Origin of the sequence: uncultured Rothia sp., from assembly GCF_963507905.1 — a bacterium.
In the GTDB taxonomy this organism is placed as follows: domain Bacteria; phylum Actinomycetota; class Actinomycetes; order Actinomycetales; family Micrococcaceae; genus Rothia.
In genome coordinates this window covers 307,094-319,323 of record NZ_CAUOUU010000001.1, presented here as the reverse complement: position 1 = coordinate 319,323, position 12,230 = coordinate 307,094, and the positions used below count along the sequence as shown (strand labels likewise).

Genomic DNA, 12,230 nt, shown 5'->3' with positions numbered 1-12,230 from the left:
AACGCTTTAAGGTATTCGATGCAGGACCTAGGCACCCATGCGGGGCTGCGAATCCACAATCTCCAGCAGCTCGCGAATCTGCGCCGCGCTCAGCACGGTCGAAGGGTTAATCGCGTTCACCTTCACGCTCGGTGCGCCAATATCCAGGGCGTAACGCAGAATATCCAGGGCGTTCGCCGAACGCACCTCAATATGCGGGTCCAGTGCCGCAATCTCAATGGGCGAGGTGAACACCAGCAGGCTCTGCGGGTTGCCGTTCTCATCCGGGTCAAACACAAAGGAGGTGCCGGACGGGTCGGCAGGGTCAACGCCCACCAGCAGTACGGACGCCGGGGACACCAGCGAGCCGAGCAGCATCTGCATGTTGTCCTGCACCAGCGCCATCTTCGCGCCGTCATTACGGGGAGAAGTGACAATCCAGTGCACCTGAGCGCGCTCAATGTAGCACTCGTGATCGGTGCCGGGATCAACCACAATCAGATCCAGCGCCTCATTGTTAAGGAAGTCAATGAAGACCTTCATCGCCGGTTCGCGCAGAATCAGCTCGTCACCCTCGGATTCCTGACGTACGTAGCTCTTGCCAATGTGCTCGGAAGAGGAGAACACGCACAGCGCCTGCATGCCGGTCTCGGGCATGCGAATAACCTGGTGAGCCAGCACCGATTCGGGGCCCATCGCGTCGGTCTCGGAGGGAATCAGCAGGGAGCCGGTAGCATCGAGCAGAACGTCACCACCGAGCATCGTACGAACCACGTTAATGAGGGTTCGCTCCTGCACATCGTTACGGAAGGTTTCCAGAGCGGAGACCAGGTACGGGTTCGGAATCTCATGCTCGCTCGAAGACAGTGCAGCTACAGCAGAGTGGCGGGCACGGCCCTCCATACGCTCACGAGCCCACTGCGGAATACGCGAAGTATCGCGAGGGAACTCAGCCAGGTGCTCACGCACGTCGGTTGCGGTCAGGGTGCCTTCATTCTTCCAGCTAGCAGGCTCATCGTCACGGTTATAGGAGGCACCCACGCTGAACTGCGGGTTGGGCCAGCCGGTAGCCGCCACCACGATGGAGGCGGTAAACCAGGTGCCGCGGTTACCGTCGTAGGCGGCGCGCTGCAGCTTGCGAACCTCAGCAATAATGGGCGAGCCGTCCTTGAGCGGGCCGATGGTGCCGATGAACTCTTCACCGTCGCGGAATTCACGCACGCGCACGAAAATCTGACCTGCCAAAGGTTTGACGTCCAGCACCATTTCACTCCAGCCCGGGTCAACACTAACGACATCCAGCAGCCAGCTTCCAATGTTGTTCAGCGCGTCCTGGATGCGCGCGGCGCGGCTACTCGTCTCGGCGAGGCGGGGTTCAGTCATAGTTCATACATCCTTGAGTGTGAATACGGCGCGGCTGGAGGCATCCGTGTTCGGTCGTAGTGTCGGCTTACAGGGTGCCGGAAGAAGCCGTCCCTTCGATTCTAACGAACACAGGCACTCAAAGCAGATAGTTTACGCCGAAAGATATATGCTCTATCTCTCCCTCAGAGCTCTTGGACACGGCTCAATCCGGCACCTTAAAGCCCAATACGCCTAAAGCGCACACTAAAACCGGGGATACACGGCATAGTGAACGCTAAAAGGTTGATAATCTTGAATCATGACGAATTCTCTGCAGGACCTTATCGACGCATCGATCTTTATCTCCACCGAGTACCAGGCTCGACTCGCTGAGCTCGTGGGTACCTCCGAGTGGAACGTGGATTTCACCTCCCAGTCTCTGGATTTTGAGACCACTCCCCCGCTCTCTCTCAAGCCGCACCTGCTGGGCACTGAATCTGAGAACCGCGGTACTTGGATTTGGTCGTGGCAGCAGCTGGGCTACTTCCCCGACTCCGTTGTTTCTGCCGCTATTCAGGCGCGTGAAACCGGTGAGCGTGACGGCCTGACCGAGCTGACCACCGACGAACTGCCCCTCTCCGAGTCCCTGGCACGCCGCCTGACCCTGGCGACCAAGACCATTAGCGGCCTGTACGCACACTACCCGCTACCCGCGGGCGCTGGCGTGCGCGCATGGACCCTGCTGGAGGGCGCCGAGCTGACCCTCGAGGCACCGACCTACAAGGGTATTGGCCGCGTCATTGCTAAGACCCTGCAGAGCGAAGAGGTACACAACCAGGTTCTGGCGGTGGACTCCTACGCTCAGCAGCGTGGCTTCCACATTGCCTGGGACACCGAGGCAACCGCCGTGCTGACCGCAACCGACGGTGCCCTGCGCCTGTGGTTTGACGAGGGCCGCATCAGCGGCATCGAGCAGGCCGAGCCTCAGGTTGGCCCCGAGGTTTTGGAGCAGTGCGCAGCCGCTGCCGCACAGCGTCGCGAATCTCTCGCGGCACTGCGCGCCGAGATTGAGCGCGTGGCAGCCGCTGAGGCAGCCGCACAGAACGCACAGCGCGAGCAGGAGGCGGCAGAACGCGCCGCCGCACGTGCCGAAGCTGAGGCTGAGCGCGCCGTCGAAATTGCCGAGCACGCACCGGTCGCAGAGACCGAGGTTGCCGGCGTTGAGAGCACCGAGAACCTCTACCCCGCCGACGAGGCTCCCTTCGATCAGGATCCGGCAGAGCACGCAGAGCCCGGCCTGGTCACCGTGGAGACCCTGCCCGGCGAGTACGAGGCGGAAGAGACCGAGCAGGCCCGCGTCTACACCGACGAATCCATCGGTGCCGAGCAGCCCGAGTACGAAGCCGTTGAGGCTTCCGTCGAATACGCTGAGGAGCCGGCCGCTGCTGAGCCTGTTGCTGAGCAGCCCGTCGAGGTTGAGCAGGAGGCTGCAGAGTACGAGGAGCAGCACGTGGAGCCCATCCGCAACGCTGGTGCAGCTCCCGACCTGCAGGCAGAGCACGAAGAGGCAGCCCGCCGCGAGCAGGCAGAAGCTGCACGCCGCGAGGCAGAGCAGCCCAAGAAGAAGGGCTTCTTCTCCCGCTTCTTCGGCCTCTAAACCGAATACGCAACATTCCTCAGGCGCGGTATCCTCGTGGTGCCGCGCCTGTGGCGTGCCCGGCAGCTAGAGTAGCCTCAGCGCGCATCAATGCCCCCGCTGGCGCATCCCGAGGACTAGCATTAGAAGAACGTAACCGAAGAAATTAGCTCAGAAGAAGAAACCATGTCAGAAACACAGAAGCACACCACCCGCAACGGGTTTATCACCATCATCGGCACCTACCTTATTTGGGGCATGCTCCCCCTGTATTTTGTGATGATGGCACCGGCGGGACCGATTGAGATTGTGGTGGCGCGCGTGGTCTTCTCCCTCCTTTTCTGCGCCCTGCTGCTACCGATTTTGCGGGCAACCGCTGACTTCCGCCGCGCGCTACGGGACCGCCGCATCATGCTGGTACTGACGGCGGCATCGTTCCTCATCGGCGCGAACTGGCTTATCTACGTGATGGCAACGACCAGCGGTCACACAATTGACGTGTCCCTGGGCTATTTCATTAACCCGCTGGTTTCCGTGGTGTTGGGCGTGATTTTCCTGCAGGAGCGCCTACGCCCGGCGCAGTGGGTGTCCGTCGCGATTTCCTGTATTGCGGTGCTGATGATGAGCCTCATCTACGGCCAGGTACCCTGGACGGGTCTGGGCGTGGCGTTCTCCTTCGGCATCTACGGTCTGCTCAAGGCGCGCGTCGCCCATGACGTGAGCCCCATCGTCTCGCTATCCCTAGAGACCTTTATCCTGGCGCCCTTCGGCATCGCAGCATTGTTTATTCTCAACGCACAGGGGCAGATGACTCTCTTCAGTGAGGGTCCCGGACACTTCTGGCTTCTCGCCTCCACCGGCGTGGTCACCGTTGTGCCGCTCATGCTCTTTGCGGCGGCAACCAAAGCCCTTCCGCTGTCGATTATTGGCATGGTGCAGTACCTGGGCCCGACCATCCAGTTTGTTCTGGCGCTGACCGTTCTGCACGAGCAGATGAGCGCCGATAAGGTACTGGGCCTGGGCCTCATCTGGATTGCTCTCATTATCTTCACCGTGGATGCGGTGCGTGCCTCCCGCTCCTACCGCGCCTCCGCACTGTCTGACCCGGAAACCGGCATGATCCCGCTCGTGCAGGCAGAAGACGTACAGAGCAAGTAGCTCGCCTCGATCCGCATAAAACACAGTCCGCGTAAAACACAGTGCATAAAACACAGTGATGCCCCGCAGGCGTTAGCCTGCGGGGCATCACTTTATATCGCGTTCACACGCTAAAGCTCAGAACCCTGAGCCTCAGCAGCATCATCGAGAGCATCCAGATCCGGCTGACGGTGCAGGTTCAGCAGAGCCAAACCCAGGCCACCCCAAATGATCAGGATTGCCACAATGAGCATCACAATTGCGGAGATAGACATGAAGGCTCCTAACGGGTAATGGTCGAATCAACGTGGCCGTGCTCCACCTGACCGGCAATCACCGGAGGTGCCGGAGGCTCTTCAGCCGCACGAGACTTCTTCGACCAGGGCAGAAGAGAAACAACAATCGCGCCCACCAGAAGCAGTGCGCTCATGCCCCAACCAAAGATTGCCAGCAGATCCGCGGGGTAACCCTCATAGGGGGTTGCCGCAAGCTTGATAACGCTCTGAATCAGGGAGTAGCCCAGAACCAGCGGGGTCACGACAGCCAGCAGAATCATCCAGATCTTGCCGACCTTGATGGAGGAGTAGCGGTTCAGGTGCTCAGCCAGAGCGGGCAGTGCGCGAACCACGTATGCAACGACGATAATGGCGCACAGACCAGCGGCCAGAATACCGAAGAGGTTCACGAAGTTATCGAGAATATCCAGCACGTACAGACCGGTGGTGGTCGGCATCAGCAGCAGCGAAATCAGAGCCATAGGAACAATCACCAGAATGGTGGACGCCAGACGGGAGGTCGCGAACTTATCCTGAATACCGGCAATAATCACCTCAAGAATCGAAATGAGGGAGGTGAAACCAGCAAAAAGCAGGGAGCCAAAGAAGAGGATACCGATCAGCACGCCACCGGGCGCCTGAGAAATAATGGTCGGGAACGCGATGAACGCCAGACCAATACCGCTGGTCGCAACCTCGCTCACCTGGGTGCCAGCAGCCTGAGCCATGAAGCCCAGAGCAGCGAACACACCAATACCAGCAAGAAGCTCAAAACCGGAGTTCGCGAAACCAACCACAGCACCGGAACCGGTCAGGTCAGTCTTAGGCTTCAGGTAGGAGGAGTAGGTGATCATAATGCCGAAGCCGATGGACAGCGAGAAGAAAATCTGGCCGTACGCAGCAACCCACACATCCGGGTTAGCCAAGGAATCCCAGCTGGGGGTGAACAGAGCGTTCAGACCATCAATAGCACCGGGCAGAGTCAGCGAGTAAATCACCAGACCAACGAACATGACCAGCAACAGCGGGATGAAGATAATGTTGGCCGCACCCACGCCCTTCTGAACGCCCAGAGCCATCACAGCGAGCAGAACGCCCCAGATCAGCACCATGGGGACCAGAACATCCATGTTGAAGTCCAGGGAGACGCCGGGATCCTTTGCAACCTTCAGGAACTCACCCTGGAAGAACGCCTTCGGGTTATCGCCCCACTCATTGGTGAAGGAGAAAACCATATAACGCAGAGCCCACGCCACAATAGCGGCGTAGTAGATAGCAATCACGAAGTTAATACCCATGTGCCACCAGCCGATGAACTCGGTCTTACGGTTCAGACGGCGGAAAGCAAGCGGGGACGACGCACGCGCACGGTGACCAATCGCGTAGTCAAAGAACAGGAAGGTCAGACCGGCGGTCAGCAGGGCGACAATGTAGGGAATCATGAAGGCGCCGCCGCCGTTATCAAATGCGATGTAGGGGAAACGCCAAATATTGCCCAGACCAACAGCAGAACCGATGGCGGCAAAGATAAAGACGCGACGGCTAGAGAAGCCTTCGCGCTTCGTGGGCGCCTTAGGGGTAGATGCTCCCATAGTTGTAAACCTCGAATATGTGGGGACGCGGATGGTTGGTGCGAGAATAACCCGTCGGGGTGGCTGGGCTCTGCTCGCGTCCAGAAGTAGTAAACGGCTCTCCAACACGGGTTGGGCGTGGGAGCCGTCAGAGGTCTGAGGGGTGGATGTGCACCTCAGGCATGCCTATAAGGATTACCTTAAAGGCATATGGTGGTCAAGAAGACCCCAGCATGCGGAAGCTTTCGGAGGGTGAGAGCAGCCCCAAACCACCCCAAAAACCGGCACTGACTAGCCGTAACACAGAAAATCCCCGCCGAATCCGGGCAGATTCAGCGGGGGTTTTGAAGTGTGAGACACCCGAAAATCGTTAGATTCGGGTACACGCTACACGGCGGATTTTAGCCTTCGCGGTGAACCACAGCGTGCGCGAAGGACTCCAGCGCAGCCTTCGCGGTGGACTCGGGCAGCGGAGCAATCGCGGCAATCGCGCGGTCCGCCCAATCGTAGGCGATCTGCCATGCTTCCTGGGTGACCGGGTGGGCGGCGAGCGCCTCCACAGCGGCTTCCAGTGCCTCGTCGGAGCTCAGGTCGGCATCCAGCAGGGCGCGAACAGCAATAGCGGATTCGTCGCCGGCGGCTACCGCACGGTCCAGCAGGATGGTCGGCAGGGTGGGCACGCCCTCGCGCAGGTCGGTGCCGCGGGTCTTACCGCTGGTCTTGCCGTCGCTGACAATATCGATCACGTCGTCAGCCAGCTGGAATGCCACGCCGACCAGCTCGCCGTACGCCTTGACCATGGAGATGACCTCTTCGGAAGCGCCCGAAAGCAGGGAGCCGTACTCGCCGGCTGCGGCAATCAGGGAGCCGGTCTTACCCTCAATGACGGCAATGTAGTGGTCGAGCAGGTCCTGACCCTCGCGGGGTCCGGTGGTTTCGAAGAGCTGACCGAGCACCAGACGCTCGAAGGTCTGGGACTGAATCTTCATGGGGCGGGTGCCCAGCTCGGACACCAGCAGGGATGCGCGGGAGAAGATCAGGTCGCCGGTGAGAATCGCGACAGAGTTACCCCAAATCATCTGGGCGCTGTCCACGCCGCGGCGCTTGGGGGCATCATCCATGACATCGTCGTGGTAGAGGGTCGCCAGGTGGGTCAGCTCAACGACCACGGCAGCCTCAATGACCTCGTCGTTGATTTCACCGTCTACGGCTGCACAGAGCAGAGCCAGCAGGGGGCGCACGCGCTTGCCGCCCGCGGAGAGCAGGTGTCGGGATGCGACATCCGCCAGGTGGTCCGTCTGGGCGATTGCCTCTGCCAGGCGCTCCTCAATACGCGCGAGGGAGGAGAGAATCTGCGGACCCAGCTTGGGGTCTGCGGCGATGAGTTCGAAGCCTGCGGGAAGCTTCAGGTCGAGGTCTCCCAGCAGGTCGGTTGCGGCGATGGGCTGCTCTGCGTTGCTCACGGTGTCTTCTATCTTCTTGGTGTTGGTGTCTTCAGTGGTATTAGTGTCTTCGGTGGTGTGTGAACGCGGTGTTTAGGCGCTATGCGCTTCGGGCTTGAAACCGCGGTGAATCGCGACAATGCCGCCAGTGAGGTTGCGGTACTGCACGGAGGTGAAGCCCGCCTCCTTGAACTTCTGCGCCAGTTCCTGCTGGTTGGGCCAGGCGATGATGGACTCGGCAAGGTATTCGTAGGATTCGGGGTTGGAGGAGATTGCGCGGGCGATCGGCGGGATCGCCTTCATGATGTAGTTCTTGTAGACCGCGCCGAAGGGGGCGAAGGTCGGGGTGGAGAACTCAAGAATGACGATACGTCCGCCGGGCTTGAGTACGCGGTAGATTTCGCTCAGTGCCTTGGGGTAGTTGGCGACGTTGCGCAGGCCGTAGGACATGGTCACGGCGTCGAAGGTTTCGTCGTCGAAGGGTAGGGCGGTGACGTCTGCCTGCACGAAGGTCATGTCGGGGCGACGGCGGCGGCCCACGTCGAGCATGCCTTCGGAGAGGTCTGCTGCGATGACATCTATGCCGGCGTCGGCGAAGGGTTCGGAGGAGACGCCGGTGCCTGCGGCTACGTCCAGCACTTTCTGGCCGGGGTGTGCGTCGACGGCTGCGACTGCCTGCTTGCGCCAGTAGATGTGCTGGCCGAGGGAGAGGATACCGTTCATGAGGTCGTAGCGTTCAGCGACGGTATCAAACATGGCGGCAATATCGCCGGTTTTCTTGTCTAGGGTTGCGCGGGTTGCGCGGGTGTTCTTCTCTGCGTTCACGCTCTCAATTGTGGCATGGAGGTTACCAGATTCGATAGTTGGGTAAACCGTAGTAGTGTCGCACGGTGCGCTAAGGTGCGTTCTGGAGGGATTTTTGAGCCGCCAATCCGGTGTTTTATTCAATTTTTGGGGTGGGTTTTATCGATATTCAGTAAAAAATTATGAATATTTATGTATATGCTTGCATTTTTTAACATAGGGGCGCACAATGGAGCCTAGACTTCATAGAACACACCTCACACAGGAGCACCTCATGAACACCTCAATCCTCAAAAAGGCTTCCCTCAAGCCCCTCGCACTGCTGGCAGTGCTACCCCTGGCGCTGACCGGCTGCGTCTCCACCGCCAACGAGAACACCGACCCCAACGGCGAGGTCAGCCTCGTCAAGTCCGGCACCCTCAGCGTCTGCACCAACACCCCCTACAAGCCCTTCGAATACGAAGAAAACGGCACCATCGTCGGCCTGGATGCAGACATCGCCAACGCTATCGCCTCCGACCTGGGCGTGAAGGCTCAGCTGACCTCCATCAGCTTCGAGGGCCTGGACTCCGGCACCGGCCTTGCCACCGGTCAGTGCGATATTGCCCTTGCGGGTATCGGCGTGACCGATGAACGGAAGAACAAGATGGAATTCACCACCGTCTACTTCGACGACAACCTGGCAATCCTGGTCCCCAAGGGTTCTTCCATCACCTCCGCTGCAGATTTGAAGGGCGTGAGCGTTGGTGCGCAGCAGGCAACCAGCGGTGAAACCTACGCCAAGGAAAACGGCGCAGAGGTCATCCAGTACGAAGACACCTCCCTCATGTTCTCCGCGCTGAAGACCGGTCAGGTCAAGGCAGTCGCAGCGAACCTCTCCGTGGTGTCCGAGGCGCTGACCAACGACCCAGACTCCTTCAAGATTGCCTACCAGGATTCTGAGAACACCGAGCAGATTGCCGCAGCAGTTTCCTCCAACAACAAGGCGCTGCTGACCAAGGCTAACGCCACCATCGACAAGCTCAAGGCAAACGGCGAGCTCGACAAGATGAAGGCCAAGTGGGTTGGTGCCACTTCCTCCACCTCCGCGAGCGCCTCGTCCTCCGCTTCCTAAGCGTCTAGCCGGCTAGCTTCTCCCCCAATTCACTAGCCTCTCCCCTAATTCATGAGTACCCTTATTACTTTTGGGTTGGGGGATTCTCCGGCCTTTACCCTTGTGAGCGTATACAACGCTCTTGACCGAATAGCACACGGATAAGAAAGCGCATGTCCTCTAAACTTTCACCCCGCCAGAAGCAGAAGCTCTTCCGCTACGCACAGTACGCCCTTCTGGCAGTTATCGCTCTGGCAGCCATTCTTCTGGCTGACTGGAAGACCCTCAGCCAGCAGGTATTCAACCTGGACGTTGCGGCGCAGCAGTTCCCCGACGTCATCACCGTGGCGTTGAAGAACACCCTGCTGTACACCACCTTGGGCTTCATCGTGGGCCTCTCCGGCGGTCTGCTGCTGGCGCTCATGCGTATTTCCTCTATCGCCCCCTACCGTTGGATTGCGACCCTGTACGTGGAGCTTTTCCGCGGTATCCCGGCGCTGCTGGTCTTCTTCGCGTTCGGTTACGGTATTCCCCTGGCGTTCAAGATCCGCTTCGTGGATAACCTGATTCCGGTGACCCTGTCCCTGGGTATGGTTTCGGCAGCTTACATTAGTGAGGTTCTGCGTGCGGGCCTGCAGGCGATCCCGAAGGGCCAGATGGAGGCGGCACGTTCCCTGGGCATGTCCCACACTCGTGCGATGATTTCGATCATTATTCCGCAGGCGTTCCGCGTGGTTCTGCCGCCGCTGACCAACGAGGTTATCCTGCTGACTAAGGACTCCTCCCTCGTGTACCTGCTGGGTGTGACGGTTTCTCAGTACGAGCTGGCGAAGTTCGGTCGTGAGGGTCTGACCGCCGCTAACGCGGGTCTGACTCCCCTGGTGGTTGCGGGTCTGTGCTACCTGATTATCACTGTTCCGCTGGGCCAGCTCTCCGCATACTTTGAGCGCCGCACCCAGCTTGCGGGCCGCAAGTAAGCGCAACGACAGATACGGATTACGGAAGATACTATGACTGCTTCAACTTCATCCATGGCCGCCTCCTCGGTGCGCATTTCTAACCTGCACAAGTCCTACGGCAAGGTTCAGGTTCTCAAGGGCATTGACATGCAGGTCGAGCCGGGCGAGGTCGTGTGCCTTATTGGCCCTTCGGGTTCCGGTAAGTCCACCCTGCTGCGTTGCGTGAACCTGCTGGAGGAGCCGAACGACGGCACCATCATGGTGGGCGATACCGAGGTCACCGACCCGGACGTAGACATTAACCGCGTGCGTACCCACATGGGTATGGTGTTCCAGCAGTTCAACCTGTTCGGTCACCTGAACATTCTGGATAACTGCACGATCGCTCAGATTAAGGTTCTGGACCGTTCCAAGGCGGAGGCGGAGGCGGTTGCCCTCGAGCAGCTCGCCAAGGTTGGTCTGGAAGGCAAGGAAGACCGCTTCCCGGCTCAGCTGTCCGGTGGTCAGCAGCAGCGTGTGGCTATTGCGCGTGCGCTGTCCATGCACCCGGATCTGATGCTCTTCGATGAGCCGACCAGTGCACTCGACCCGGAGATGGTCGGCGAGGTTCTGAGCATTATGCGCAACCTTGCTGACGAGGGCATGACCATGATCGTGGTGACTCACGAGATGGCGTTCGCCCGCGAGGTCGCCGACAAGGTCGTCTTCATGGCCGATGGTGTAGTCGTGGAGAAGGGTCCCGCCGATCAGGTGATTGGCAACCCCCAGCACGAACGTACTCAGGCTTTCTTGGCGCGCGTGCTCGATCCGACCCACGCCGTAGTAGACTAGTACTAGCTCTTGAAAAACGTAGCGGGCGGTGCTGTACGAAACATTCTGTTTCGCGCAGCACCGCCCGCTTTTTAATGCTCTAGTTCGCGGCTACTTCGGCTCTAGAAGATACGGCGCGCCACCTTGTCAAAGAGACGGTCCGGCAGCACGGTATGCAGGAACACGGAGGGTTTAGCACCGAAACCCACCAGGTAGCGAGTCTTGGGGCGGCGCACCTCCAGGGCTCGCAGAATGGTCCTCGAAATCACCTTGGGCTCTGAGAGACTGGAGGAGGGCGAGTAAAGCTTACGCATATTTGCCGCAACGCGCTGCGCCTGCTCAGCGTAGACGCCTTTTCGGGAGGATTCCTCCAGGTAGTCTGCCGCGATGAGCCCCCAGGGGGTCTTGATGCCGCCGGGCTCGATAATGACCACGTCAATGCCGAACTCTTCAACTTCCATGCGCAGTGCATCGCTGAACGCCTCGAGGGCGTACTTGGTGGCGTGGTACCAGGATCCCAGGGGCATGGTAATGCGCCCCGCCATCGAGGAGATATTCAGGATGCGCCCGCGGCCCCGTGCACGCATATGCGGTAGCACCAGCTGGGTGAGGCGCGCCAGGCCGAAGAGGTTCACCTCGAACTGGCGGCGCGCCTCGTCGATGGGGACGTCTTCAATAGCGCCGTAGAATCCGTAGCCCGCGTTGTTGATGAGCACGTCAATGCGGCCTTCTGCGTCAATGATCTGCTGTACGGCGGCTTCCATTGATGCCTCATCGGTAACGTCCATGCTGAGCGCTTTCACGCCCTCGGAGGCGAGCTCTTCAATCTTCTCAACGCGGCGGGCGGCACCGTAGACGGTGTAGCCGTAGCGCACCAGTAGCGGCGCCACGTCGTAGCCGATACCGGAGCTGGCGCCGGTGAGAAGAACGACGGGGCGTTGCAGTGACTTGGGCATTGCGTATCCTTTCGGCTTACTCCCCTTTTCGGGCTGTTCCCCTTTCGGGTTGTTCCCTGCAGTATTAGCGGGGGGGTGTTAGCGGGAGCCTACTTCTTAGGGTACGCTCACGCGCGGCGTACGGGCGGTGTACAGGCATGCAAAAAGCTCAGGGCGTAGCGTGAGGATATTCTCGCCGTCATATGTGAGGGCAGGCAGGCATGTAGAAAGCTCGCCGCGGCATC

The 12,230-nt window shown here is 59.7% G+C and carries 11 protein-coding genes; 5 read left to right on the top strand and 6 right to left on the bottom strand.

Features of this window, described 5'->3' with window-relative positions:
- Positions 1 to 27 precede the first annotated feature (27 nt).
- A complete protein-coding gene (locus tag RQ593_RS01335) occupies positions 28 to 1,362 on the bottom strand; it encodes an SseB family protein (RefSeq protein WP_303979825.1) in 1,335 nt (444 codons plus the stop codon).
- A gap of 280 nt (positions 1,363 to 1,642) precedes the next feature.
- Here RQ593_RS01335 and RQ593_RS01330 point away from each other — a divergent pair, with 280 nt between their 5' ends.
- Entirely contained in the window at positions 1,643 to 2,980 is a 1,338-nt protein-coding gene (locus RQ593_RS01330) for a DUF6882 domain-containing protein (protein ID WP_311449607.1), read from the top strand.
- Positions 2,981 to 3,145: 165 nt separating this feature from the next.
- Positions 3,146 to 4,117, top strand: a complete 972-nt coding sequence (gene rarD, locus RQ593_RS01325; RefSeq protein WP_060824373.1) for an EamA family transporter RarD — start codon at positions 3,146 to 3,148, stop codon at positions 4,115 to 4,117.
- A gap of 110 nt (positions 4,118 to 4,227) precedes the next feature.
- Here the strand turns inward: rarD and RQ593_RS01320 are convergent, their stop codons facing one another.
- The 4 genes from RQ593_RS01320 to RQ593_RS01305 form a co-directional block, all read right to left on the bottom strand.
- Entirely contained in the window at positions 4,228 to 4,371 is a 144-nt protein-coding gene (locus tag RQ593_RS01320) for a methionine/alanine import family NSS transporter small subunit (RefSeq protein WP_083311170.1), read from the bottom strand.
- A gap of 8 nt (positions 4,372 to 4,379) precedes the next feature.
- Positions 4,380 to 5,963 (bottom strand): sodium-dependent transporter, encoded by a 1,584-nt coding sequence (locus RQ593_RS01315; RefSeq protein WP_311449606.1) that lies wholly within the window; start codon positions 5,961 to 5,963, stop codon positions 4,380 to 4,382.
- Between the two features lie 380 nt (positions 5,964 to 6,343).
- The gene (locus tag RQ593_RS01310; RefSeq protein WP_060824371.1) at positions 6,344 to 7,405 is read right to left on the bottom strand and encodes a polyprenyl synthetase family protein; all 1,062 of its coding nucleotides are present in this window, start codon (positions 7,403 to 7,405) and stop codon (positions 6,344 to 6,346) included.
- Between the two features lie 72 nt (positions 7,406 to 7,477).
- Positions 7,478 to 8,209, bottom strand: a complete 732-nt coding sequence (locus RQ593_RS01305; RefSeq protein WP_294630319.1) for a demethylmenaquinone methyltransferase — start codon at positions 8,207 to 8,209, stop codon at positions 7,478 to 7,480.
- A 253-nt stretch (positions 8,210 to 8,462) separates the two neighbouring features.
- Between RQ593_RS01305 and RQ593_RS01300 the strand changes: the two genes are divergently transcribed.
- The 3 genes from RQ593_RS01300 to RQ593_RS01290 all read left to right on the top strand — a co-directional run bounded on the left by RQ593_RS01300 (position 8,463) and on the right by RQ593_RS01290 (position 11,071).
- Positions 8,463 to 9,302 carry an ABC transporter substrate-binding protein gene (locus RQ593_RS01300; protein ID WP_311449605.1) on the top strand — a complete coding sequence of 280 codons (840 nt, stop codon included), beginning with the start codon at positions 8,463 to 8,465 and terminating at the stop codon, positions 9,300 to 9,302.
- Between the two features lie 152 nt (positions 9,303 to 9,454).
- Positions 9,455 to 10,258 carry an amino acid ABC transporter permease gene (locus RQ593_RS01295; RefSeq protein ID WP_005504788.1) on the top strand — a complete coding sequence of 268 codons (804 nt, stop codon included), beginning with the start codon at positions 9,455 to 9,457 and terminating at the stop codon, positions 10,256 to 10,258.
- A gap of 33 nt (positions 10,259 to 10,291) precedes the next feature.
- Positions 10,292 to 11,071, top strand: coding sequence for an amino acid ABC transporter ATP-binding protein (locus tag RQ593_RS01290; RefSeq protein ID WP_311449604.1), 780 nt, complete (start codon positions 10,292 to 10,294; stop codon positions 11,069 to 11,071).
- Between the two features lie 101 nt (positions 11,072 to 11,172).
- Here RQ593_RS01290 and RQ593_RS01285 read toward each other — a convergent pair whose 3' ends face one another.
- A complete protein-coding gene (locus RQ593_RS01285; RefSeq protein ID WP_311449603.1) occupies positions 11,173 to 12,006 on the bottom strand; it encodes an oxidoreductase in 834 nt (277 codons plus the stop codon).
- Positions 12,007 to 12,230: the final 224 nt, after the last annotated feature.

What these genes read in the sequence shown, in the direction of transcription:
- RQ593_RS01335 (WP_303979825.1), bottom strand. Translation starts at nt 1,362, where the DNA reads ATGACTGAACCCCGCCTCGCCGAGACGAGTAGCCGCGCCGCGCGCATC.
- RQ593_RS01330 (WP_311449607.1), top strand. Translation starts at nt 1,643, where the DNA reads ATGACGAATTCTCTGCAGGACCTTATCGACGCATCGATCTTTATCTCC.
- rarD (WP_060824373.1), top strand. Translation starts at nt 3,146, where the DNA reads ATGTCAGAAACACAGAAGCACACCACCCGCAACGGGTTTATCACCATC.
- RQ593_RS01320 (WP_083311170.1), bottom strand. Translation starts at nt 4,371, where the DNA reads ATGTCTATCTCCGCAATTGTGATGCTCATTGTGGCAATCCTGATCATT.
- RQ593_RS01315 (WP_311449606.1), bottom strand. Translation starts at nt 5,963, where the DNA reads ATGGGAGCATCTACCCCTAAGGCGCCCACGAAGCGCGAAGGCTTCTCT.
- RQ593_RS01300 (WP_311449605.1), top strand. Translation starts at nt 8,463, where the DNA reads ATGAACACCTCAATCCTCAAAAAGGCTTCCCTCAAGCCCCTCGCACTG.
- RQ593_RS01295 (WP_005504788.1), top strand. Translation starts at nt 9,455, where the DNA reads ATGTCCTCTAAACTTTCACCCCGCCAGAAGCAGAAGCTCTTCCGCTAC.
- RQ593_RS01290 (WP_311449604.1), top strand. Translation starts at nt 10,292, where the DNA reads ATGACTGCTTCAACTTCATCCATGGCCGCCTCCTCGGTGCGCATTTCT.
- RQ593_RS01285 (WP_311449603.1), bottom strand. Translation starts at nt 12,006, where the DNA reads ATGCCCAAGTCACTGCAACGCCCCGTCGTTCTTCTCACCGGCGCCAGC.